The following is a 24,401-nucleotide window of genomic DNA, read 5'->3' as shown; positions in this document are numbered from 1 at the left end:
CCAAGGGAGTTTTCTGCTGGAAATAATTCCTTTATTTACATTATACCCATGCTTCTATTTACTAGACATGTAATTTTCATTTAAGTAAAAAATAGGGAAAAAACATGACTTTTATAAAAATGGACATAGTAGTAAATGGAGGTGCAGTGAAATGGCAGATGATAAAAAGAAGACAGATGATGTAAAGGAAGAAGACAATCCTCGCTTTGAGCAAAACAAAAGGGAAAAGCCTGTATCACAAATAGGGAAGGTGATTTCAACAGGTTTTATAGGCGGTGTATTTTGGAGTTTACTGGCATACTTAGCTTCTATTTTGAACTATACCGAAATTAAACCGAGTCTTATCCTCCAGCCAATTGCTTTAGGTGATTGGAAAAATGGAACACTTGGCGAATATATTAGCATTGTATTAATCGGAGTTATCTCTATAGGAGTTGCATTGGTTTATTACGCCGTATTAAAGCGGTTTACCTCAATGTGGATTGGAATCGCATATGGAGCAGCCTTATGGGGACTTGTTTTTTTTATTCTCAACCCGATGTTCCCGGACCTTAAGCGAATTTTTGAATTGCCAAGAGGGACAATTGTGACAACAGTCTGCCTTTATATTTTATATGGTCTTTTTGTCGGCTACTCGATTTCATTCGATTATAATGAGTTAAATACAAATAATGAGAATTAGATCATAGTGTGAAAGAGATGAGTTGTGATAGAATGTTCATTAGCTGAACATTCTTTTTTTTTCGTAAAAAAGAAATTAATGATGAAAGATTATTTTCTTATGAAAAGGGGTGCAAGAATTGTCATGAAGATTTTAGTTATAAATGGTCCAAATCTCAATAGACTTGGATTGCGTGAGCCTGCCATTTATGGTTCAGAAACGTTAACAGATTTAGAAAAGAAATTATTGTCGTTTGGTGAAAAAGAACAGATAGAAGTAACTTGTTTTCAATCAAATCATGAAGGAGATATCATCGATGCCATTCATGAAGCAGAAGGTCAGTTTGATGGGATTATTTTGAACCCAGGAGCATTTACACATTATAGTTATGCGATCCGTGATGCAATTGCAGGAGTAACACTCCCGGTTATTGAAGTACATATATCAAATGTTCACGCTAGAGAGGAATTTCGTCACACATCTGTAACAGCTCCAGTCACAATCGGACAAATCATCGGTCTGGGATTTAAAGGGTATGAACTGGGAATGCTGGCATTAAAGGAGAGAGTAGGAGGAGGTAACCAATGATTAAATTAGAAAAAATCCGCAATCGATTCAAAGAATTATCAATTGATGGACTATTAATTACAAGTAAATTTAATCGCAGATATATGACAGGGTTTACAGGTACTTCTGGTGTTGCCGTCATTTCTTTAGATAAAGCTGTATTTATAACTGATTTCCGTTATACAGAGCAAGCCGCAAAGGAAGTAGAAGGCTATGAGATTGTCAAGCATACCAAACCTATCATAGAAGAGGTTACAGCCGTTGTTAAACAATTAGGGATTAAAAGGCTTGGTTTTGAGCAGGATCATTTAACCTATCAAGCTTATGCATCCTATAAAAATGCATTAACAGACACAGAATTTTTACCAGTGTCAGGTGCGGTTGAAAAGTTACGCTTGATTAAGTCATCGGCAGAGATTAAGATATTAAAGGAAGCAGCTGAGATTGCTGACGCTGCATATAAGCATATTTTAACGTTTGTAAAACCTGGTTTAAAAGAAATTGAAGTTGCAAATGAACTTGAATTTTTTATGAGAAAAAATGGTGCTGAATCCTCATCCTTTGATATGATTGTTGCTTCAGGCTATCGTTCTGCTTTGCCGCATGGTGTAGCAAGTAACAAAGAAATTGAAAAAGGTGATTTTGTTACACTTGATTTTGGTGCATACTACAAAGGATACTGTTCAGATATCACGAGAACGTTTGCCATAGGCCAGCCAAGTGATGAGCTGAAGAATATCTATGCAATTGTTCTTGAAGCACAAATGCGCGGCATGAATGGAATAAATCCAGGTATGTCAGGGAAAGAGGCAGATGCACTTACCAGGGACTATATTACTGAACAAGGCTATGGTGAGTATTTCGGACATTCAACTGGCCACGGTTTAGGAATGGAAGTCCATGAAGGACCTGCTTTATCCTTTAGATCTGATACAATTCTTGAACCAGGCATGGTGGTAACTGTTGAACCTGGGATTTATATAGCTGGTCTAGGCGGCGTCAGAATTGAAGATGATACAGTAATTACAGAAAGCGGAAATGAGTCGCTTACTCATTCACCAAAAGATCTTATTATTTTGTAATAGGGAATACTTTTACATATAGGAATAGAGACTAACTTAACAAGTTTAAGGTAGAATCTTTACATCCCTTATTTAAGCTATTAGGAGGACTTTTTTCATGATTTCAGTTAACGATTTTCGTACAGGATTAACGATTGAGGTGGATAACGGCATTTGGCGCGTCATGGATTTCCAGCATGTTAAGCCAGGTAAAGGTGCTGCATTTGTTCGTTCAAAACTACGTAATTTACGCACAGGAGCTGTTCAAGAGAAAACGTTCCGTGCCGGTGAAAAAGTAGCAAGAGCTCAAATTGAAACACGCAGAATGCAATATCTTTATGCAAATGGCGATCAACATGCATTCATGGATACAGAAACATATGACCAAATTGAATTATCTTCAGCTCAAATTGAATATGAATTAAAATTCTTAAAAGAAAACATGGAAGTACAAATCATGATGTTTGGTACAGAGACATTAGGTGTTGAATTGCCAAACACAGTCGAGCTGGAGGTTGTAGAAACTGAGCCTGGCATTAAAGGTGATACTGCATCAGGCGGCTCTAAGCCAGCTAAGTTAGAAACTGGTTTATCTGTTCAAGTTCCATTCTTTATTAATGAAGGGGATCGCTTAATTATTAATACGGCTGAAGCTTCTTACGTTTCACGTGCATAGACAATAAAATTAAAGAAGAGGTGTCCATTTAGGGCGCCTCTTTTTGTATGTAACAAATAATTACACTCCCTGTTTAATTCCTTTTTTATCTAAATATCAACCTTCTTTGTCTAAATCTCCGCCCTCTCGCATATGGTGTACAAACTATATTTTAGGAGGACCACATGAAACGATTTTTCTCTCATTTTGATTCAACGGTTTTAACGATGGCTGGTTTACGCTTTGTGTCCGCTTCAATTGAATTAACCGCAGCTATCTTAATGTTAGTGTTCAATGATGTAAAAAAAGCGGTTACAATTAATTCGCTACTTGCTATTGTGGGTCCGGTTATTTTTATTGTCACAATGACAATTGGGATCTTTCATATTGCCGACCAATTGTCATATGCAAAATTGATTTTTATCGGCTTGGGTGTATTTTTTATTTTATTCGGCATTTATAAGTAGCGGTAAAAATCATCAGGACAATTAAGTCATGAATGTGGTCAAGCATGCATACATTGAAAGTAACGAATAGCCTTATAGGAGGAAGCGGTGTGAAAGAAATTATTGAGATGCTTCCGGATTCAATTAGTCATCAGATTAAGAAACTACATCCTGCTAGTATTGCTCGAATTGAAGAGATACGTATCCGTGTGATGAAAAGGGTGGAGGTTGTCATCATGGGTAAACCTGTTTTCCTATCATCTATCACAACGTATGAAGACTCGATCAATCTTTTAAACGAGCTAAGCCAATATTCAATTTATACACTGGAAGAAGAGTTGAAAAAGGGATATATAACGGTTTGCGGAGGACATCGTGTCGGTCTTTCTGGACGAGTGATTACAGAAGGTGGACGAGTTAAAGCGATTCGGGATGTCACATCCTTTAATATCCGGATTGCAAAGGAAAAGCTTGGAGTTGCTGAAAGGTACATTCCTTATTTATATGACGGGAAATGGTTGAATACGCTCATCATTGGACCGCCGCAAACAGGGAAAACGACTTTGCTTAGGGATCTTGCAAGAATTATAAGCAGTGGTTTTCATCAGATCGAATCAAACAAGGTAGGCATTGTTGATGAACGATCGGAAATTGCAGGATGTGTAAAGGGAGTTCCGCAGCATCAGCTTGGTGAACGGGTTGATGTGCTGGACGCGTGTCCAAAAGCTGAAGGCATGATGATGATGATTCGTTCCATGAGTCCTGATGTATTGATTGTAGATGAGATAGGAACGAAGGAAGATGCAGAGGCTGTTATGGAAGCCGTACATGCAGGTGTTCAGTTATTTGTGACTGTACATGGATATCATGCCGGTGACTTAATGAATCGCCCAACACTAAGGACGTTATTTGAAGCGAAAGTGTTTGATCGATACTTGGAGTTGTCTAGAAAAAACGGCCCTGGAACCGTTCAGCAAATTCTTAATCAGCATGGCGAGCAGTTAATTTTAGAAAGAAGTGTGACTAAATGATTAAGTGGATGGGTGCAATCCTCATTATTCTTGCAACAACATGGGCAGGCTTCGAAATGGCAAAACATTTTAGTGAAAGAACGAGGCAGCTCAGACAATTAAAGGTAGCCCTTCAATCATTAGAAGCAGAGATTATGTATGGGCATACTTCATTAATCGTTGCGGCTCAAAATATCTCAAAGCAATTACCTAAACCATTATCATTGTTTTTTGAACAATTCGCCAACAAGCTTGTCAAAGGCCATACGAGTGTAAAAGGGGCCTGGGAGGAAAGTCTTCAAAGCATTTGGAACATGACCGCATTAAAACAGGGTGAGTATGAAGTATTGAAACAGTTTGGCGAAACACTTGGTCAGCATGATCGAATCTCACAGCAAAAACATATCAAGCTAACGCTTTCACACTTACAGAGAGAAGAAGCTGATGCCATTGATCGGCAAAATCGCTATGAACGTATGATGAAAAGCTTAGGTGTTTTAGCAGGATTGCTCGTTGTAATATTACTGATGTAGAAGTGGAAGGGAGTCGTCGAAGGTGGGCGTAGATATTAATACGATCTTTCAAATTGCCGGGATAGGAATCGTCGTTGCATTCCTTCACACCATATTAGATCAAATGGGGAAAAAAGAATATGCACAATGGGTGACACTAATAGGCTTTATTTATATCTTGTTCATGGTTGCATCAATTGTAGATGATTTATTTAAAAAAATAAAATCGGTCTTTCTTTTCCAAGGGTAAGGAGGGGACTGTTATCGAAATCATTCAAATCGTCGGACTGGGGTTAATCGCCACCTTTTTAGCCCTAATCGTAAAAGAGCAAAAGCCTTCCTTCGCCTTTATGCTTGTTGTATTTGTTGGCTGTGTGATTTTTTTATTTTTAATTGATCAAGTGTATGAAATTATACGAATGGTTGAACGAATTGCGATAAATGCGAATGTCAATCTTATTTATGTTGAAACTATCTTAAAAATTATCGGGATTGCCTATATTGCTGAATTTGGGGCGCAAATCACAAAAGATGCGGGACAAGGTGCGATTGCTTCAAAGATTGAGCTTGGAGGAAAGATCCTGATCCTGACAATGGCAATTCCGATTTTATCCGTCATAATTGAAACTGTTCTTGGAATGATTCCAGGTTCATCTTAATGGTTTAGGATTAGTTGGAGGTGGATTCATGAAAACGGCGCTTTCCCTTCTTTTTATTACTTTTTTTCTAATCATCCCAATAAATGTACAAGCCTCTGAGACACCCCAACAAACAGAACAGACGGAACAAGCTGAACTGCCTAATGCCAGCGTGCTGGTTGAGGAGCAGGTAGAAAAGCTCGATGTGGAGGATATAAGAACCTATTGGGATAAAGTGATGACAGAATATGGCGGCTTTTTACCTGAAAGCCAAAAAGGAAGTTTGCTGCAATTTTTAAGCGGGGAAAAGGAACTATCCTTTCAGGAATGGATGAAAGCCTTTTTGCAATTTTTATTTCACGAGCTAATTGCCAATGGAAAATTATTAGGTACTTTAATTCTTTTAACGGTTTTCAGCATGCTTTTGCAGTTATTGCAAAATGCATTCAATCAAAGCACGGTAAGCAAGGTTGCCTACGCGCTTGTCTATATGGTTCTGATCATTATTGCGCTGAATAGCTTTCATGTTGCGATTCAATATACAAACGATGCCATTCACTCTATGACAAATTTTATTCTTGCGTTGATTCCGCTGTTATTAGCTTTAATGGCTTCTTCAGGTGGACTAGCCTCTGCTGCTTTTTTTCATCCGGTTATTATCTTTTTAATGAATACGAGCGGGTTGTTGATTCAGAATATTGTGCTGCCGCTGCTATTTCTTTCCGCTTTATTAAATATTGTTAGTACCTTAACAGATCAATACAAGGTTACACAGCTTGCAGGACTTCTTAGAAATATCAGCATTGGTCTGCTCGCATCGTTTTTAACCATTTTTCTCGGTGTTATTTCGGTCCAAGGGGCTTCTGCCGCGGTTACGGACGGCATAACGATTCGAACGGCAAAATTCATTACCGGAAATTTCATTCCTGTGCTCGGCAGGATGTTTACCGATGCAACGGATACGGTTATAAGTGCATCCATCTTATTAAAGAATACGGTCGGGGTGATAGGGGTTGCGATCCTGTTATTTATTGCGGCATTTCCGGCGATTAAAGTGTTATCACTTGCGTTTATCTATAAACTAGCAGCCTCGATTCTCCAGCCACTTGGCGGTGGTCCTGTTATCACTTGCCTTGACATCATTAGTAAAAGTGTTATCTATATCTTTGCAGCTTTGGCTATTGTTTCACTCATGTTTTTTTTAAGCTTAACCGTCATCATCGCTGCAGGAAATTTAACGATTATGATGAGGTGAGGAGGAATCCGCTTTGGAGTTTTTAACAGATTGGATTACCAATATCATTGTCTTTATTTTACTAGCCGTAGTCATTGATTTACTTTTGCCAAATTCTTCTATGCAGAAATATGCAAAAATGGTGATCAGCTTATTATTGATTATCGTCATCATCAATCCAATCTTCACCTTATTTTCTGCAGATATGACAGAAATCCTCTCAGAATTTCAATCTGCTGGTCCATCGCAAGAAAATGAAGTAAAAAATTCAATAGAATTTCAGAAAAAAGAAATACAAGCCTCACAACGTGCATATATTTTAGAACAAATGGCTGTCCAAATGAAAACGATGGTAAAAGAGGAGCTGGTGAAAAACTATGATGTAACGATTGATAAAATCCTTCTTTCCGAATCCGCACAAGCAGATATCATAGATTCGCATAAGGATCTGCAGCATATTAAGGTCATCTTGGAACCGAATGTAGCAACGGAGGAAGCTAACAAAGATGGAGTAGAGGCGGTAGAAGAAGTTGAACCTGTTTCAATTAACCTATCAAAGGATGTTGAAACTGCTACAGAAACAAAGCTCAATTCCGATGACATTACAGCATTTCTAGCAAAAATATGGGAAGTACAAGAAGAAAAAATCTCACTCGAATTGGAAGGGGGGGAGGTGTCATTAAATGAGCAGTAAAGATAGCTTCATCCAAAAGCTAAAGTCGTTACTTGGCCAGTCAGATTCTAAGAAACCATCAAAATATCAATATTTTGTCCTTGTTTTTGTATTAGGGATTGCGTTTATGCTTATTAGCAATCTATTTACTGGTAATGACCAAGAAAATAATGCACTTCCAGTTTCTTCTACCTCTACTGAAGTAAGTACAGAAGTGTTTAAGCAAACAAAGGGAGAAAATACTCGCACTATATCTGATTATGAAGCAGAATATGAAAATCAATTAAAAGAGGTATTAGAAACGATTTCTGGTGTAGGGAATGTATCTGTAGTCGTAAATGTTGACTCGACAGGACGAAAGGTGGTTGAAAAAGACAGTGTCAATCAATCACAAGTCACTGAAGAAACCGATCCAGAAGGCGGTAAAAGAATCGTAGAAGATAGTTCATCAGATAATAAGGTTGTCATTATTCAAGAGGGGGAAAAAGAGACTCCGATCATCGTAGAAACAAAAAAACCTGAGATTCGCGGTGTTTTAATTGTCGCCCAGGGTGCTGACAACATTCATATAAAGCAAACCATAGTTGAGTCGGTTACGCGTGTTTTAGATGTACCTAGCCATCGTGTAGCCGTTGCTTCGAAAAAAATAAAGGAGGATGAATAGATGATGTTGAAAAAACAAACGGTGTGGTTGCTGACAATGTTAAGTTTAGTGGTGGTGCTATCTGTTTATTACGTGACATCTCCTGAAGGGGATCCTAGCAATGTCGTCATGACTGAAAACGAAAAAGAGGTTACTGAAGATACAACAGCGGAAGAAGTAGCCGAAGAACAGCCTGCTGTAGAGGAAAAACAACCGGCAGAAGAAAAACAGCCAGCTGAAGAAAAACAACCGGCAGAGGAAAAGCAGCCAACTGAGGAAAAACAACCTGCAGATGAAGGTAAAGCTGGTGAAAAAGGCACATCTGAAGGGGAAGCAGAAGAAGAATCTACAGAAGGTGAAGTTCAAACAGAAGAACTTGAAGATGGTACAGTTATTTCCCAAGTGTCTAGTGATGAATTATTCGCAGAATTACGACTGGAGCTAGATGCCAATCGCAGCAAATTAGTCGAGGATTTAGAAGCAACTGTTGCAAGCAATGAAGCAACTCCTGAAGAAAAAAGCAAAGCAAAAGATGAAATGGAAGCATTAGCGGAAGCAGCCAAAAAAGAAGCAACACTTGAAACACTTATTAAATCACAAGGCTATGATGATGCTTTAGTACGTGCAGAAGGCGACGAAGTCAAAATTACTGTTAAAGCAAAAGATCATGACGCGTCCGCAGCTAACAAGATTTTAAAGCTTGTTAGAGATGAAATGGACAATACAGATGAAGTGATTGTAACATTTGAACAATAAATAAAAAGAACATAGTGATTAAAAAGATCCTATAGAGTAGACACTTTAAATGTCTACCCTATAGGTTTTTTGTTGTATTAGAATTTTAAATCTTAAGAATGTTAGTATAAGAAAACGAAGTCTTTACTTTTAGGACTTGGGGATAAGGAAGAAAATATAACTTTTTGTACTTAGTTTTTGTGTCTAGCTCCGAAGCACAGGACGTGCAAGTGCATGCCGTGCGACAGGACGTCGCGTATTTGACTGCCAGCACCTAACTCCTCTTGGGTCTAGCTATTCAGGAATAGAAGGTAAAAGAATACCTTCTATTCTTGAGCGTCTTATGAATGTCGCAGAATGCTCAGAGCCTTGCGTTTTCATTTATATTATCACTAGAAACCTGAGGAAATGGGTACAATTATTGTTGAATTTCTCCCGTAATGTATCGTAAGATGTTAGTATGGGACTTAGTTTTAGTACTAGCCTATAAATTAGGAGATCATGTTTTTTGTACATGATTATAGAATTAAAGGGGTGCCTAAGCATGCTAAAAATACAAGAAATTAGAGAAATCATTAAATTAATCGATTGTTCCTCAATTAATGAATTTTCATTCGAACATGAAGGTTCAAAAATAAAAATGAAAAAGCAATCACAAGAGGTAGAAACAGTCGTACGTAATATTGTCACTTCACCTGCTGTTGAAACTGTACAAGCTCCACCAGTACAACAACAAGCAGCTGCAGTAGAGGCTCCAAAACAACACCAAGTAGAAGAGCCAAAAGCAGATACAGCCAATTTACATAAGATTACCTCCCCGATGGTAGGAACGTTTTATGCTGCTTCTTCACCTGAAGCCGGCAATTATGTTGAAGTAGGTTCTAAAGTAAATAAAGATACTGTTGTATGTATCGTAGAGGCAATGAAGCTCTTCAATGAAATTGAAGCAGAAGTGAAGGGTGAGATCGTCGAAATACTCGTTCAAAATGGACAGCTTGTCGAGTATGGTCAGCCTTTATTCCTTGTAAAGCCTGAGTAAGGAGTTTTGATGATGATAAAGAAGGTACTTATTGCGAATCGAGGAGAAATTGCTGTCCGAATCATTCGGGCATGTAAAGAATTGGAAATCGAAACAGTTGCTGTTTTTTCAGAAGCTGATCGTGATGCATTGCATGTACAGCTTGCTGATGAAGCATACTGTATTGGTCCAACTGCTTCGAAGGATAGCTATTTAAATTTTACAAATATCATTAGTGTTGCAAAATTGACAGGCAGTGATGCCATTCATCCAGGCTACGGCTTTCTAGCAGAAAATGCTGATTTCGCAGAGCTGTGCAAAGAATGCAATATTATTTTTATCGGTCCTAGTGCAGAAGCCATTTCTAAAATGGGAACGAAAGATGTGGCAAGAGAAACAATGCGTGAAGCAGGTGTACCAATTGTCCCAGGCTCAAGAGGAATTATTGAGAATATCGATGAAGCAAAAATGCTGGCAAATGATATGGGATATCCTGTTATAATAAAAGCAACGGCAGGCGGAGGCGGAAAAGGTATTCGCGTAACCCAAGATGAGCCGGCTCTTGTGAAAGGGATCGAAATTACCCAGCAGGAAGCGGCTACTGCATTTGGTAATCCTGGTGTTTATATTGAGAAATACATCGAGGATTTCCGTCATGTAGAAATTCAAGTATTGGCTGATTCACATGGAAATGTTATTCATCTTGGTGAACGTGACTGCTCAATTCAGCGCAGACTCCAAAAACTGCTAGAAGAAACGCCATCACCAGCCCTTGATGAAACCATTCGTGCACAAATGGGAGAGGCTGCTGTTAAGGCTGCTGCTGCTGTTGACTATACTGGCGCGGGAACAGTTGAGTTTATTTTTGATCACATTAACAAGAAGTTTTACTTTATGGAAATGAACACTCGTATTCAAGTCGAACATCCTGTAACGGAAATGGTAACAGGCATTGACTTAATTAAAGAACAAATTAAAGTTGCTTCGGGTGAAAAACTATCTGTCGCGCAAGAGGATGTTACTTTTAATGGTTGGGCGATTGAATGTCGTATCAATGCCGAAAATCCGGAAAAGAACTTTATGCCTTCTCCAGGGAAAATTGAGATGTACTTGCCCCCTGGTGGTCTAGGTGTTAGAGTAGATTCAGCGGTCTATCCGGGATACTCCATTCCACCGTTTTATGATTCAATGATCGCAAAGCTAATTACATATGGCGCGACAAGAGAAGAGGCTATTGCCCGAATGAAGCGTGCTTTAAGTGAGTTCGTTATCGAAGGGATTTCAACAACCATTCCATTCCATTTACGGCTTCTTGAACATGAAAAATTTGTTTCAGGTGATTTTAACACCAAGTTTTTAGAATTGTATAAGATCATGGATTCGTAAAATCATTTGGAGGTGCTGAGGCTTGAAAGAAACTAATAATGTTTTAGAAATGAATCAAGAGTACAACGGCTTAGGCAAGGTAGAGATTGCTCCTGAGGTGATTGAAGTAATCGCCGGTATCGCAGCATCTGAAATTGAAGGTGTAGCCTCAATGAGAGGAAACTTTGCTGCAGGCGTCGTAGAGCGTTTAGGAAAGAAAAACCACGGCAAGGGTGTAAAGGTTGAGCTTGCTGAAGAAGGTATCATTATCGATGTATACTGTGTGATGATTTTCGGTGTATCTATTCCAACCGTTGCTCAGAAAATTCAAGACAACATCCGCCAAGCTTTACTTAACATGACTGCATTAGAAGTTAATGAAGTAAACATCCATGTTGTTGGCGTTCAATTTGAAGCAAAAACACAGGAAATAGAGGTAGATCAAGAGATGTAAAAAGTAAAACCAGAGGGAATGTCCCTTTGGTTTTCTTTTGTTTTTAAGAATGACACTATCATTAGTTGATAGTAAAAATATTGCACGATTAATAGAATGTTTATAGCATGGTTATATTGTAAGTAGAAGAAAAAATAAATAACGAATATTTTTTGAGGTTAAACCCTTTTCATTCGGAAATTACATAAAAACCTTCATTTTCGGCATGAATCTGACTGTTAGATGTGGTATGATCACATTATGACATTCGACATTTCTAATTAATTAAAGGAGCAAGAAGAATGAAACGAAGAACAGCAAGAGAAAAGGCACTACAGGCGCTATTTCAAGTGAATGTAAGCAAGATAGATCCAAACGAAGCCATTGAGCATGTACTAGACGACGCAGATCCGGATCAATTTATGAATAAGCTGGTTTTCGGAACAATTGAGCATCAAAAGGAACTCGATGAGCTAATTGCTCCACACCTTGTGAACTGGACAATTGATCGCTTAGCAAATATTGATAAAACAATTCTTCGTATGGCTGCTTATGAGCTGAAGTATGAGGAGGATATCCCGGCTAATGTAACCTTAGATGAAGCTGTGGAATTAGCTAAAGCGTTTGGTGATGATCATTCAAGTAAATTCGTCAACGGTGTTCTCTCTAAAATTAAACAAAATCTTTAAAGGTTTAAGGTAGAATGAGGAGGAAATAGAAATGGCAGCAACAATTATTGATGGAAAACAATTATCGCAAACCAAAAGAAGTGAGCTTGCTAAAGAGGTAGAGCAAATTAAAGCACAAGGATTATTACCAAAGCTTGTGGTTATTTTAGTTGGTGACAATCCTGCATCACTCTCCTATATTAGAGGAAAACAAAAGGCTGCTGAAGAAATCGGTGTAGGTTTTAAATTAGAGCACTTCCCTGAATCATTAACAGAAAAAGAATTACTTGATGTTATTGACCATTATAATAACAATAACGAATATCATGGGATCTTAGTCCAATTGCCGCTTCCTTCACATATTAATGAAACAGCGGTTGTTGAAAAAATTTCGCCTGAAAAGGATGTAGATGGTTTTCATCCGATCAATATTGGCCGTATGATGACGGGTCAAGATACATTTTTACCTTGTACACCAGCGGGAATTGTTGAAATGATTAAATCAGTTGGAGTTGAAATTACAGGCAAGAATGTTGTTGTAGTTGGAAGAAGTAATATTGTTGGGAAACCAGTTGGACAGCTTCTGCTAAATGAACATGCTACGGTTACCTACTGCCATTCAAAAACGAAAGATTTATCTTCGTATACAAAAGAGGCAGATATTTTAGTAGCTGCTGTTGGCCGAGCTAATTTCATTAAAGGTGCAGACATTAAACCAGGTGCGGTTGTTATTGATGTAGGTGTAAACAGACTCGAAACCGGCAAATTATGCGGTGATGTTGTTTTTGACGAAGCAAAAGAGGTGGCAAGCTACCTGACACCAGTTCCAGGCGGAGTTGGGCCAATGACGATTACAATGCTGGCACATAATACAGTCCAATCTGCAAAACAGTTTCTTGAAAAAAAATAAGTATTTATAGAGGACGGAGATTCATATTTTTGCTCCGTCCTCATCCCTGCACGAAACGTTACTGTGCAGGTTAAGGGGAGTGTCCTATGAGTGAAATAAAATATGTAACCGTTACAGCCTTGACAAAGTATATTAAACGAAAATTTGATGTGGATCCTCATTTAGCAGACATTTGGATAAAGGGGGAGATTTCCAACTTTAATTTGCATAGCCGGGGACATATGTATTTTACCCTAAAAGATGAAAAGGCGAGAATTCAAGCTGTCATGTTTGCCGGTTCAAATAAAACGCTTAAATTCAAACCTAAGAACGGAATGAAGGTGCTGCTTCGTGGTGAAATTTCGGTTTATGAGCAAAGCGGAGGTTACCAGGTTTATGTCAAAGAAATGCAGCCGGATGGCATTGGCAGCCTTTATTTAGCCTATGAGGAATTAAAAAGGACATTACAGAAAGAAGGACTTTTTGATCAAGTTCATAAGAAGCCGATTCCAAAATATCCAAACCAGATCGGGGTTATTACCTCACCTACAGGTGCTGCAATCCGTGATATTTTAACGACGATCAATCGCCGTTATCCTCTAGCTAAGGTCATCCTTATCCCAGCTCTTGTACAAGGGGTTCAAGCAGGTGCCTCTGTAGCAAAAGCAATCAAAATAGCCAACCAATTGGGAACACTTGATGTATTAATCGTTGGACGTGGTGGAGGATCGATTGAAGAGCTATGGGCGTTTAATGAAGAAATTGTAGCTCGGGAAATTTTTGCTTCACAGATACCAATTATCTCTGCAGTCGGTCATGAAACAGACTATACGATTGCCGATTTTGTAGCAGATTTGCGTGCCCCTACGCCGACGGGTGCTGCCGAACTAGCTGTACCTCATTTTTCCGAGTTAATGGATCGGATAATAGATCGTCAAAATCGATTGAAGAGATCCATTCGGGAAAAAATAACCTCAAAAAAAGATCGGTTAAACCATTTACAAACTTCTTATGCCTTCAGGTATCCAAAACAGCTTTATTTACAAAAGGAGCAGCAGCTGGATATGCTAGTAGAACGTCTTCAAAAGGAAGGAAAAAGGGCTGTCAATCATAAGTTAGATGCATTCACCTATTTGAAAAACAGGCTTGCAAATGTACATCCCAAAGAGCAGATTAATCGCTCAAAAGACGCATATGAATCTTACATTAAAAAGCTTAAGCGTGAAATGAATTCACTATTAACCGTAAAACATTCGCAATTTAATGAAGCAATTGCTAAACTAAATGCACTGAGCCCGTTAAAGGTAATGGACAGGGGCTACAGCCTTGTATATTATGAAAATAAGCTGATCAAAAGCATTGAGCATATTGAACAAGGTCAGACAATAAAAGTACAGTTAAAAGATGGACAATTGGATTGTCAAGTACAGGGAATAGAGGAGCGATCCATAAATGAGTAAAGAACAACCCAAAAAAGATGAAGTGTCTTTTGAAGCTGCCATGCAAAAATTAGAAGAAATTGTTGGCAAACTTGAGGAGGGGGATGTCCCTCTGGAAATGGCAATTGATTATTTTCAAAAAGGAATGGAACTTTCCAAGCTTTGCCATGATAAACTTCAGCAAGTTGAAAAGCAAATGGACTATATTTTACGTGAAGATGGGCAATTAAAGCCATTTGAGCTGCAGGAGGAAGAAAAAGCGTGACCATACAGCTTAATCAATTTTTACATTCACGTAAACAGATAATTGAAAATGCCCTGCCGTCATATATTGAAAAGCTTCAAGCACCTCATTCATTAAAGGAGGCCATGAGATATTCATTAGAAGCAGGGGGGAAACGGCTTCGTCCAATTCTTGTGTTAGCCCTGCTTCATACATACAAACAATCAGAAGATTTAGGGATTGGTACAGCTTGTGCTGTTGAAATGATTCACACGTATTCACTTATTCATGATGATCTTCCTTGTATGGATGATGATGATTTAAGACGTGGAAAGCCAACGAACCATAAGGTTTTTGGAGAAGCATTGGCAGTTTTGGCTGGAGACGGATTATTAACTCAAAGCTTTTCATTAATTGTCAATGACCAACTACTGCCAGCTGACAAGAAGCTTAGAATTGTCTCAGAGCTTGTAAATGCAGCTGGTGCAGAGGGAATGGTTGGCGGACAAGTATCAGATATGGAAGGGGAAGTCAAAAAGCTAACACTTTCTGAGCTTCAATCCATTCATGAAAATAAGACCGCCAAGCTTTTAGGCTTTAGCATTATTTCTGGCGCCATTTTAGCAGGGGCTCCTGAAGAGGATATCGATAACTTGCGAAAGTTTGCTTACCACCTTGGTATTGCCTTCCAAATTCGCGATGATATTTTAGATATTGAAGGAAACCAAATGATTTTAGGAAAACCAGTTGGTTCTGATACAATAAATGAAAAGACAACTTATCCTTCTATTTTAACAATGCAAGGAGCAAAGGAAAAACTTAATGATCATATCGACTTTGCAAAAGAGATTCTCAACAATTTATCAGTTCGGTCTGAATTGCTTTATCAAATGTGTGACTTAATGGCAAATAGAGACCATTAATCAAGTATAGATTTTAAAACCGTTCCCGATTGGTAGCGGTTTTTATACTATTTTCATTCTGAAAGCAAGGTGCCCCTCACTTTAATCATTGTAATTACCGTTATTTTATGGTAAGTTTTTGCTTGCGCATAGTTATTCGATGTATAAATCTTATTTCATCCATTTTTAAATATAAGAAGTTTACATTAAAATATAAAGAAGAGAATATAATGTATAAAAGTAAACAGTCATATAGAATCAAACTGAATCCGAAAGTGAGTGATCCATTTGGATCTTCTATCCATTAAAGACCCGCGCTTTTTAAAAAAGCTTTCCATTAATGAACTTGAAAAGCTAAGTGCGGAAATCAGGCAATTTTTAATTGAAAAGCTATCAGAAACAGGAGGGCATATTGGGCCGAATTTAGGTGTGGTTGAACTAACCATCGCCCTTCACAAAGTTTTTGAAAGTCCAAAGGATAAATTTATTTGGGATGTTGGCCATCAATCCTATGTTCATAAAATTTTGACAGGAAGAGCGAATGAATTTGATACGCTTCGTCAATACAAAGGCTTATGCGGCTTTCCGAAACGAAATGAGAGTGAGCATGATGTATGGGAAACCGGTCATAGTTCAACATCATTATCGGCTGCAATGGGAATGGTTATAGCTAGAGATTTAAAGAAAACAAAAGAGCATATCATTCCGATTATAGGTGATGGAGCTCTTACCGGCGGGATGGCTCTTGAAGCTCTTAATCATATTGGTCATGAGAAAAAAGATATTATCGTAGTTCTTAACGATAATGAAATGTCGATTGCTCCAAACGTTGGTGCACTTCATAATGTGCTTGGGCGCCTTAGAACAGCAGGCAAGTATCATTGGGTAAAAGATGAACTTGAATATTTATTAAAGAAAATACCTGCTGTAGGCGGAAAGCTTGCTTCAACTGCTGAAAGAGTGAAGGACAGCCTGAAATACATGCTTGTATCAGGAGTATTTTTTGAAGAATTAGGATTTACTTATTTAGGTCCGATCGATGGCCATAATTACGAAGATTTATTTGAAAATCTTCAATACGCTAAAAAGACATCAGGCCCCGTTCTTTTTCACGTGATTACGAAGAAAGGAAAAGGGTATCAACCTGCTGAAACAGATACCATCGGTACTTGGCATGGAACAGGACCCTATAAAATTGAAACGGGTGATTTCGTAAAGCCAAAAGTTGTCGGTCCTGCGTGGAGCAAGCTTGTTAGTGAAACCGTACGTAAACTCGCTCGAGAAGATGAGCGGATTGTCGCAATTACTCCAGCTATGCCGGTTGGTTCAAAGCTTGAAGCATTCGCAGAGGAGTTTCCGGATCGGATGTTCGATGTAGGAATTGCCGAGCAGCATGCTGCAACGATGGCAGCAGGGCTTGCCACGCAAAATATGAAACCATTTCTGGCCATCTATTCAACCTTCTTACAACGTGCATATGACCAGGTTGTTCATGATATTTGCCGCCAAAATTTAAATGTCTTCATCGGTATTGATCGTGCAGGACTAGTCGGTGCAGATGGGGAAACACATCAAGGTGTGTTTGATATTGCCTTTTTAAGACATTTGCCAAATATGGTCATTATGATGGCAAAGGATGAAAATGAAGGACAGCACTTAGTTAATACAGCTTTAAAATATAATGATGGCCCAATTGCTCTTCGCTATCCGCGCGGTAACGGTATCGGAGTGAAAATGGATGAAGAGCTAAAAGAAATCCCAATTGGTACTTGGGAAGTTCTTAGAGAAGGCAGCGATGCGGTGATACTTACCTTTGGTACGACGATTGAAATGGCAATGGAAGCCGCAGAGATTATGGCTAAACAAGGTAAAGCGATACGTGTTGTCAATGCACGATTTATTAAACCTTTAGATGACCAAATGCTTCATGAAATCTTTACAGAGCAAATACCAGTGCTGACGATTGAGGAAGCTGTTTTGCAAGGAGGTTTTGGCAGTTCTATTTTAGAGTTTGCTCAAGAACATAATTATCATCAATCACTGATTTCAAGAATGGGTATTCCTGATCGTTTTATTGAGCATGGCAGTGTGTCGAAACTTCTTGAAGAAATCGGGATGACGAAAGAAGATGTTGTGGCACAATTAAGAGCGATGATGCCTGAAAAAGAGAAAAGGGTATTAAGATCATGAGTACGAAAAAAGAACGAGTAGATATTCTTCTTGTTGAAAACGGCTTGTTTGAAACAAGAGAAAAAGCGAAGCGTGCGATCATGGCAGGCCTCGTATATGGTAATGAAGAACGCTTAGACAAGCCAGGTGAAAAAGTTTCCCGTGATATCGTCTTAACAATAAAAGGGAATACACTTCCCTATGTTAGCCGCGGGGGACTAAAGCTTGAGAAAGCACTTAAAGAGTTTGACATTGATGTTAAGGATAAAATCATGATCGATATTGGCTCCTCAACCGGCGGCTTTACGGATTGTGCTCTGCAAAATGGTGCTAAGCTTTCATATGCGTTAGATGTTGGCTACAATCAATTAGCATGGAAGCTTAGGCAGGATGAGCGAGTTGTTGTCATGGAAAGAACCAATTTCCGGTATGCAACACCTGCTGATTTTCAGGAAGGGTTGCCGGAATTCGCTTCGATAGATGTTTCTTTTATTTCACTAAAGCTGATATTGCCTGTGCTAAAAACGATTTTAGTGGCTCATAGTGATGTTGTCGCCTTAGTTAAACCGCAATTTGAAGCCGGAAGAGAGTTAGTAGGCAAAAAAGGGATCGTACGTGATCCAAAAGTTCATGAGCTTGTATTAGAGGAAATGATTGAGTTTTCGTTAAAAGAGGGGTTTGATGTCTATAACCTATCTTATTCACCGATAACAGGTGGAGATGGAAATATTGAATTTTTATTACATCTTCGTTATGAAGGTGTAAAAGAACAAGGAAAAAACCACTTGGAGAAATCAGCTCCTGTCATTGTCGAGGCAGCTCATTCCACTTTAAAAGAAAATAAACAAAAAGCTAAGCAGGAAGAATAGCATATGCTATGATCCTGTTTTTTTCAAGTTTTAAGAAAGCATAAATTGCCAGCGAAGAAGGAATTCGACGTAGTGGCCAATTTTAAGTATAAAATATAAGAGCACCTACGCCTCTGTCTTCGCCTTTCAGGCTCGCCAGTCGACGAGTTTTCTTTATGGATTGTCATGAATTTTTATAGAATCGGAATGTTCTGGATATTCATGCAAAAAGTGAATGTGTGATTTTATTCTAAAATTATAATGATTCCCCCTTTACTCAGCTTTTTATGCAGTATTTCTAGACTTAATCTTTTTAAAACCTGTACATTTTAAGGTTTTTAATATAAGATGAAAAGTATAAACATGCAAAATTAAAAAGATATGCATCATTGCAAAAGGGGTGCTTTTATGAATAAAGGGCAAAGACATATTAAAATTCGAGAAATCATTTCAAATAATGATATTGAAACACAAGATGAATTAGTTGATTTATTAAAAGGAATGGGCTTTAATGTTACACAGGCAACGGTTTCTCGTGATATTAAAGAATTACATTTAGTAAAAGTGCCGATGCTTGATGGGCGTTATAAATACAGCCTGCCAGCAGATCAGCGCTTTAACCCATTACAAAAACTAAAGCGTGCACTTATGGATGCCTTTGTTAAAATCGACTCTGCCGGACATATGCTTGTGATGAAGACTCTTCCTGGAAATGCCAATGCTATTGGTGCCTTAATTGATAATCTTGATTGGGATGAGGTACTAGGGACCATTTGCGGTGATGATACAATCTTAATCATCTGCAGAACTGCAAAGGATACTGAAACGATTTCTGAACGTTTCTTAGATATGCTGTAAATTTAAGGATTTTCATCCATTCAAAGGTTTCAGTTAAAGGCAGCTGATAAATCAAGTATGATAAAGAAATATGAATACATTTATCCAAAAGAGGTGTGATTCTGTTTGCTAGCGGAATTATCAATAAAAAACTTTGCCATAATTGAATCATTAACGATTTCCTTTGAAAAAGGATTAACGGTGTTAACAGGTGAAACTGGAGCGGGAAAATCGATTATAATTGATGCAATCCATTTACTTGCGGGGGCTAGAGGGTCCTCGGAATTTGTCCGATTTGGGGAAAAACGAGCTGAGCTTGAAGGGTTATTTCTCATTGATGATGAACAACATCCAGTTTATACAAAATGTGAAAACTTCGGAATCGATATCAGTGATGGAATGATTGTTTTACGCAGAGATGTAGCTTCCTCAGGTAAAAGTATTTGCCGAATAAATGGAAAGCTGGTTACAATTGCCATTCTGAGAGAAATCGGCCAGTGTTTAGTTGATATTCATGGACAGCATGATAACCAGGAGCTTATGAATGAGGAAAATCATTTAACATTGCTTGATCAATATGGCGGAAAAAAAGTGAGACAAGCGATAGATGCTTATTTTCAAATATTTAAAAGCTTTGATAATTTACAGAAAAAAATCAAACAACTTTCCGAAAATGAACAGGAAATGGCTCACCGTCTTGATCTCCTTCAGTTTCAATTAGATGAAATTGAAAAAGCAGAATTACAGCCTAATGAAGATGAGCTACTTCAGAAGGAAAAAAATCAAATTTCCAATTTTGAAAAAATCTATGAAGCCTTAAAAAACAGCTACAATTCCCTTCATGGTGAGCAAAAGGGATTGGACTGGGTCGGACATGCAATGAGCAATTTAGAAGATGTCTCCTCAATCAATGCAACATTAAAGGAATTATCGGAAACCATTTCAAATGCGTATTATTTACTTGAGGATCTTTCCTATCAAGTTCGAAATGAATTGGATTCATTGGAATTTGATCCGGAGCGTTTAAATTTTGTTGAGGGTCGATTAAATGAAATTACTCATTTAAAACGTAAATATGGGCAAACAGTAAAAGAGATTTTAACGTATTCGGCACGTATTGAAGAGGAAATCGATCAAATTCAAAATCGTGACAGTCACCTGCATAAATTAAAAAAAGAGCTTGATTCGATTCTTAAGGATTTGGCAATTGAAGCAAAAAACCTAACAAGTATTCGAAGAAACTTCGCTGATATATTAACAGATGAAATTCATCGCGAGTTAAAAGAGCTATATATGGAAAAAACAACCTTTAACGTACATTTTGCAGAAAAAATAACCACATTTAACGAAGTGAAATTTACTCCAACCGGTGTGGATGATGTAGAATTCTATTTATCGACTAATCCTGGTGAACCTTTAAAGCCTTTAAGTAAAACAGCATCTGGAGGAGAGCTGTCACGAATTATGTTAGCAATGAAAAGCATTTTTTCCCAACACCAAGGGATTACATCGATCATATTTGATGAAGTGGATACAGGTGTAAGCGGACGTGTCGCACAAGCGATTGCAGAAAAAATTTATCGCGTTTCAAATGGCTCACAGGTCTTATGCATTACCCACCTTCCTCAAGTTGCTGCAATGGCAGATACCCATCTATATATTGCGAAAGAAACCAAATCAGGTCGAACAAAAACGAGTGTAAAGCCACTTAATGAAGAAGAAAAAATTAAAGAGATTGGTCGTATGATTGCTGGAGTAGAAGTGACCGAGCTTTCAAAGGAGCATGCAAAAGAGCTGCTTGCTTTAGCCCATACGTCAAAGAAATAACAATAAAAAGCAGCCTTTAGGCGGCTTTTTATTTGCTTAAGGATAAAAAAATTTCATTATGCTTAAAACTTACAACAAAACCTTCTTTTTTCTAATGATTGAAGTTATAAATAAGCGTTGAGAAGGCTAAATTAAAACTGTAGCCATATATAGTTGTGGTGTGGGTTAGGAGCGAGGAGAGTGAAAGTTATTGCAAATAGATAAAATGAGAAAAATAGTTGGTGTAATTCTCCTTGTTTCATTCATGTGTTTAGGATTTGTAAAAGAAGTAAAGGAATACGTTAAAATACCAACAAGTTTGTCGGTGTTTGAGTCACAGCAAGTGAGCGTGGAAAGTTCAATTCCTGTAACGGCTTCGCAACTAGATGTACAAGAGGCATTTACAGTTCAAAAGAATAGTGATGGTAAAACACTTGATGTTCATGGTAAAAAAGCGGGAGAAGGTGCAGTTGTATTTGATCTTGCAGGCTTTCCTGTTAAAAAGGTTGGCGTAAATGTTCTTCCAGATTTTAAAGTGATTCCAGGCGGACAATCAATTGGTGTAAAATTAAATACCCTTGGCGTTTTGGTGGTTGGACATCACCAAATCAATACAACTGAAGGAAAGAAATCTCCGGGTGAATTAGCTGGTGTTCAGGTCGGAGACATCATTACAAGCATCAATGGCACAAAAATTGAACAAATGAGTGATGTAACCCCGTTTATTCAAGAAGCTGGGAAAACAGGAAAACCTCTTGATTTAATTCTATCCAGAGAAGAAAAAGAAGTGAAAACAAAGCTTTATCCTCTTAAAGATGAAAATGATCAATCTTATCGAATTGGTTTGTACATTCGTGATTCTGCGGCAGGAATCGGGACGATGACTTTTTATGATCCTAAGTCAAAAAAGTACGGTGCATTAGGACATGTTATCTCTGATATGGATACGAAAAAACCAATTGTTGTTGAGGATGGACAAATCGTGCGATCGACCGTAACATCGATTGAAAAAGGCAGCAACGGTAATCCTGGAGAAAAGCTTGCTCGCTTTTCTGGAGATCGTGAAGTCATTGGCAGCATTACACGTAACAGTCCATTTGGAATTTTTGGGGAGCTTAATCAAGATATTCGCAATTGGATAATGGATAAAGCCATACCGATCGCGCTTTCGAATGAAGTAAAAGAAGGTCCTGCAAAAATTTTAACAGTTGTTGAGGATGACAAAGTTGAACAGTTTGATGTAGAAGTAGTCAGCTCTGTTCCGCAAAAATTTCCTGCAACAAAAGGAATGGTCATAAAAATCACCGATGAAAAATTATTAGATAAAACAGGCGGGATCGTTCAAGGGATGAGCGGCAGCCCAATTATCCAAAATGGAAAGGTGATCGGTGCGGTCACACATGTTTTCGTAAATGATCCAACAAGCGGGTACGGTGTTCACATTGAATGGATGCTAAATGAAGCAGGAATTGATATTTATTCAAAACAAAAACAAAAGGTAAGTTAAGAAAAAAATGGTAATACGCCAGGAAATTTCAATTTCTTGGCGTATTTTTCATTTTCTGCTTTTATTTTAATTGGGATTTATGTAAAATAAAGTTGAAAAGATTTTTCGACAAAACAACCTTAGTCTCAAAAAGTCAAATGGCGTTTTTAGTCGAAAAAAGGAGCAAATTGAAGGTATATAATGATAAACTCTGCTTTTTAAAGTTTTTTTATAAAAATAAAGGAATTTTACTCACATTGTCGAATTTGTTTAGGTATAATCATGTATAGATATAAGACATAATGGCAAAACGAGACTGAGGAGGAAGATTTGTGAAAAAAATTAAGGATTGTATTGTTGATGATAACCGTGAACTTGTTGGTTTATTAGAGGAATATCTCTCAAGTCAAGATGATATTGAAGTTCTAGGCGTTGCGTATAATGGCCAAGAATGTTTAAATATGTTAAAAGAAAAAGAAAAAGATCCTGATGTATTGGTATTAGATATTATTATGCCGCATTTAGATGGCCTAGGTGTGTTAGAAAGATTAAGACAAATGGACCGTCCGCAGCCTAATGTCATTATGCTTACAGCATTTGGACAAGAGGATGTTACGAAAAAAGCGGTAGACCTTGGAGCAGCATACTTTATTTTAAAACCTTTTGATATGGAAGGCTTAGCGAGTCATATCCGCCAAGTAAGCGGAAATGCGGCACCGCTAATAAAACGTGCTAGCTCCTCTGTTAGATCATCGAATGAATCCTCTCATGGCAAAGGAAAAAACCTTGATGCCAGCATCACGAGCATTATCCATGAAATCGGTGTGCCAGCACATATTAAAGGATATTTATATTTACGTGAAGCCATCTCTATGGTCTATAACGATATTGAATTACTTGGATCCATTACAAAGGTGTTATACCCGGACATCGCCAAAAAATACAACACAACTGCTTCCCGCGTTGAAAGGGCTATTCGGCATGCAATTGAAGTTGCATGGAGCAGAGGGAATATTGAATCAATCTCCTCTCTGTTCGGATATACAGTTAGTATGACGAAAGCAAAGCCGACAAATTCAGAATTCATCGCGATGGTTGCGGATAAGCTTCGTTTGGAGCATAAGGCAAGCTAATGGCGGTGAAAGCCAAGCTTATCAAGGGTTTATAGTTAAATTGTAATTATTGGAACACTGACATAAGTAACCAACTAATTTTTAATTAAATACCGGTTAATTTTAAACCTTCCTATTTATTGGGTCATACCAAGATTTAGGGAGGTTTTTTGTTTTGTCTGGGATTGAAGATCACTTAGATAATTTTATGCTTTACTGTGATTCAAAAAATTTATCTAGAAAAACATTAGCAAGTTATGAACAAACACTGAAACTTTTCATTTTGTACTTAGATGTTATTGCCATCCCAAAATGACCAAAAGTTGACGGTATTGCCTGTCCAGAATTAGACGATTATAATGTCCATATAT

Annotated in this window: 28 protein-coding genes; all 28 read left to right on the top strand. The window is 37.9% G+C overall.

The features are described 5' to 3' along the window. The first annotated feature begins 151 nt into the window (after positions 1-151). Positions 152-682 carry a YqhR family membrane protein gene (locus tag Q1B07_RS05560; protein WP_299088026.1) on the top strand — a complete coding sequence of 177 codons (531 nt, stop codon included), beginning with the start codon at positions 152-154 and terminating at the stop codon, positions 680-682. 99 nt (positions 683-781) lie between these two features. After that, positions 782-1,249 (top strand): type II 3-dehydroquinate dehydratase, encoded by a 468-nt coding sequence (gene aroQ / locus Q1B07_RS05555; protein ID WP_299088082.1) that lies wholly within the window; start codon positions 782-784, stop codon positions 1,247-1,249. Then, entirely contained in the window at positions 1,246-2,310 is a 1,065-nt protein-coding gene (locus tag Q1B07_RS05550; RefSeq protein WP_299088029.1) for a Xaa-Pro peptidase family protein, read from the top strand. The genes aroQ and Q1B07_RS05550 overlap by 4 nt, the downstream gene beginning before the upstream one ends. A gap of 97 nt (positions 2,311-2,407) precedes the next feature. Next, complete coding sequence (gene efp, locus Q1B07_RS05545; RefSeq protein WP_299088032.1) at positions 2,408-2,965, top strand: elongation factor P; 558 nt, start codon at positions 2,408-2,410, stop codon at positions 2,963-2,965. Between the two features lie 164 nt (positions 2,966-3,129). Then, positions 3,130-3,411, top strand: coding sequence for a YqhV family protein (locus Q1B07_RS05540; RefSeq protein ID WP_299088034.1), 282 nt, complete (start codon positions 3,130-3,132; stop codon positions 3,409-3,411). A gap of 89 nt (positions 3,412-3,500) precedes the next feature. Further along, positions 3,501-4,421, top strand: coding sequence for a stage III sporulation protein AA (gene spoIIIAA / locus Q1B07_RS05535; RefSeq protein WP_299088037.1), 921 nt, complete (start codon positions 3,501-3,503; stop codon positions 4,419-4,421). Beyond that, complete coding sequence (gene spoIIIAB / locus Q1B07_RS05530; protein ID WP_299088040.1) at positions 4,418-4,933, top strand: stage III sporulation protein SpoIIIAB; 516 nt, start codon at positions 4,418-4,420, stop codon at positions 4,931-4,933. Before spoIIIAA ends, spoIIIAB begins: the two co-directional genes overlap by 4 nt. Positions 4,934-4,955: 22 nt before the next feature. After that, entirely contained in the window at positions 4,956-5,162 is a 207-nt protein-coding gene (gene spoIIIAC / locus Q1B07_RS05525) for a stage III sporulation protein AC (protein ID WP_026558844.1), read from the top strand. A 13-nt stretch (positions 5,163-5,175) separates the two neighbouring features. Beyond that, complete coding sequence (spoIIIAD, locus tag Q1B07_RS05520) at positions 5,176-5,571, top strand: stage III sporulation protein AD (protein WP_299088085.1); 396 nt, start codon at positions 5,176-5,178, stop codon at positions 5,569-5,571. A 28-nt stretch (positions 5,572-5,599) separates the two neighbouring features. Further along, positions 5,600-6,805, top strand: coding sequence for a stage III sporulation protein AE (spoIIIAE, locus tag Q1B07_RS05515; RefSeq protein ID WP_299088051.1), 1,206 nt, complete (start codon positions 5,600-5,602; stop codon positions 6,803-6,805). Between the two features lie 13 nt (positions 6,806-6,818). Beyond that, entirely contained in the window at positions 6,819-7,478 is a 660-nt protein-coding gene (spoIIIAF, locus tag Q1B07_RS05510; RefSeq protein WP_299088053.1) for a stage III sporulation protein AF, read from the top strand. Further along, positions 7,468-8,121, top strand: coding sequence for a stage III sporulation protein AG (gene spoIIIAG / locus Q1B07_RS05505; protein ID WP_299088055.1), 654 nt, complete (start codon positions 7,468-7,470; stop codon positions 8,119-8,121). The genes spoIIIAF and spoIIIAG overlap by 11 nt, the downstream gene beginning before the upstream one ends. Before the next feature lie 3 nt (positions 8,122-8,124). After that, complete coding sequence (locus tag Q1B07_RS05500; protein ID WP_299088088.1) at positions 8,125-8,856, top strand: SpoIIIAH-like family protein; 732 nt, start codon at positions 8,125-8,127, stop codon at positions 8,854-8,856. A gap of 523 nt (positions 8,857-9,379) precedes the next feature. Continuing rightward, complete coding sequence (accB, locus tag Q1B07_RS05495; RefSeq protein ID WP_299088057.1) at positions 9,380-9,874, top strand: acetyl-CoA carboxylase biotin carboxyl carrier protein; 495 nt, start codon at positions 9,380-9,382, stop codon at positions 9,872-9,874. Between the two features lie 12 nt (positions 9,875-9,886). Next, on the top strand, positions 9,887-11,239 hold the full coding sequence (accC, locus tag Q1B07_RS05490; protein WP_299088059.1) for an acetyl-CoA carboxylase biotin carboxylase subunit: 1,353 nt from the start codon (positions 9,887-9,889) through the stop codon (positions 11,237-11,239). 49 nt (positions 11,240-11,288) lie between these two features. Further along, positions 11,289-11,672 (top strand): Asp23/Gls24 family envelope stress response protein, encoded by a 384-nt coding sequence (locus Q1B07_RS05485; RefSeq protein ID WP_299088091.1) that lies wholly within the window; start codon positions 11,289-11,291, stop codon positions 11,670-11,672. A gap of 281 nt (positions 11,673-11,953) precedes the next feature. Continuing rightward, complete coding sequence (nusB, locus tag Q1B07_RS05480) at positions 11,954-12,340, top strand: transcription antitermination factor NusB (RefSeq protein WP_299088060.1); 387 nt, start codon at positions 11,954-11,956, stop codon at positions 12,338-12,340. A gap of 31 nt (positions 12,341-12,371) precedes the next feature. Next, the gene (gene folD / locus Q1B07_RS05475) at positions 12,372-13,229 is read left to right on the top strand and encodes a bifunctional methylenetetrahydrofolate dehydrogenase/methenyltetrahydrofolate cyclohydrolase FolD (RefSeq protein WP_299088061.1); all 858 of its coding nucleotides are present in this window, start codon (positions 12,372-12,374) and stop codon (positions 13,227-13,229) included. A gap of 86 nt (positions 13,230-13,315) precedes the next feature. Next, positions 13,316-14,668 carry an exodeoxyribonuclease VII large subunit gene (xseA, locus tag Q1B07_RS05470; protein ID WP_299088062.1) on the top strand — a complete coding sequence of 451 codons (1,353 nt, stop codon included), beginning with the start codon at positions 13,316-13,318 and terminating at the stop codon, positions 14,666-14,668. Further along, entirely contained in the window at positions 14,661-14,912 is a 252-nt protein-coding gene (locus Q1B07_RS05465; RefSeq protein WP_299088064.1) for an exodeoxyribonuclease VII small subunit, read from the top strand. The genes xseA and Q1B07_RS05465 overlap by 8 nt, the downstream gene beginning before the upstream one ends. After that, positions 14,909-15,793 carry a polyprenyl synthetase family protein gene (locus tag Q1B07_RS05460; RefSeq protein WP_299088066.1) on the top strand — a complete coding sequence of 295 codons (885 nt, stop codon included), beginning with the start codon at positions 14,909-14,911 and terminating at the stop codon, positions 15,791-15,793. Before Q1B07_RS05465 ends, Q1B07_RS05460 begins: the two co-directional genes overlap by 4 nt. 267 nt (positions 15,794-16,060) lie before the next feature. After that, positions 16,061-17,962 carry a 1-deoxy-D-xylulose-5-phosphate synthase gene (gene dxs / locus Q1B07_RS05455; RefSeq protein ID WP_299088067.1) on the top strand — a complete coding sequence of 634 codons (1,902 nt, stop codon included), beginning with the start codon at positions 16,061-16,063 and terminating at the stop codon, positions 17,960-17,962. Further along, on the top strand, positions 17,959-18,810 hold the full coding sequence (locus Q1B07_RS05450) for a TlyA family RNA methyltransferase (RefSeq protein ID WP_299088068.1): 852 nt from the start codon (positions 17,959-17,961) through the stop codon (positions 18,808-18,810). Before dxs ends, Q1B07_RS05450 begins: the two co-directional genes overlap by 4 nt. Before the next feature lie 387 nt (positions 18,811-19,197). Then, positions 19,198-19,647 (top strand): transcriptional regulator ArgR, encoded by a 450-nt coding sequence (gene argR, locus Q1B07_RS05445; RefSeq protein ID WP_299088069.1) that lies wholly within the window; start codon positions 19,198-19,200, stop codon positions 19,645-19,647. A gap of 105 nt (positions 19,648-19,752) precedes the next feature. Beyond that, positions 19,753-21,453, top strand: a complete 1,701-nt coding sequence (recN, locus tag Q1B07_RS05440; protein WP_299088070.1) for a DNA repair protein RecN — start codon at positions 19,753-19,755, stop codon at positions 21,451-21,453. Between the two features lie 205 nt (positions 21,454-21,658). Beyond that, positions 21,659-22,939: a SpoIVB peptidase gene (gene spoIVB, locus Q1B07_RS05435; protein WP_299088092.1), complete on the top strand. Its 1,281-nt coding sequence runs from the start codon at positions 21,659-21,661 to the stop codon at positions 22,937-22,939. A gap of 311 nt (positions 22,940-23,250) precedes the next feature. Beyond that, the gene (gene spo0A / locus Q1B07_RS05430; RefSeq protein WP_299832115.1) at positions 23,251-24,051 is read left to right on the top strand and encodes a sporulation transcription factor Spo0A; all 801 of its coding nucleotides are present in this window, start codon (positions 23,251-23,253) and stop codon (positions 24,049-24,051) included. A gap of 154 nt (positions 24,052-24,205) precedes the next feature. Beyond that, complete coding sequence (locus tag Q1B07_RS05425; RefSeq protein WP_299095825.1) at positions 24,206-24,346, top strand: hypothetical protein; 141 nt, start codon at positions 24,206-24,208, stop codon at positions 24,344-24,346. Positions 24,347-24,401: the final 55 nt, after the last annotated feature.

The organism is uncultured Metabacillus sp. (assembly GCF_947503125.1).
Taxonomy (GTDB): Bacteria; Bacillota; Bacilli; order Bacillales; family Bacillaceae; genus Metabacillus.
The sequence above is the reverse complement of the archived record's forward strand: the minus strand, read 5'-3'. Positions and strand labels throughout refer to the sequence as shown.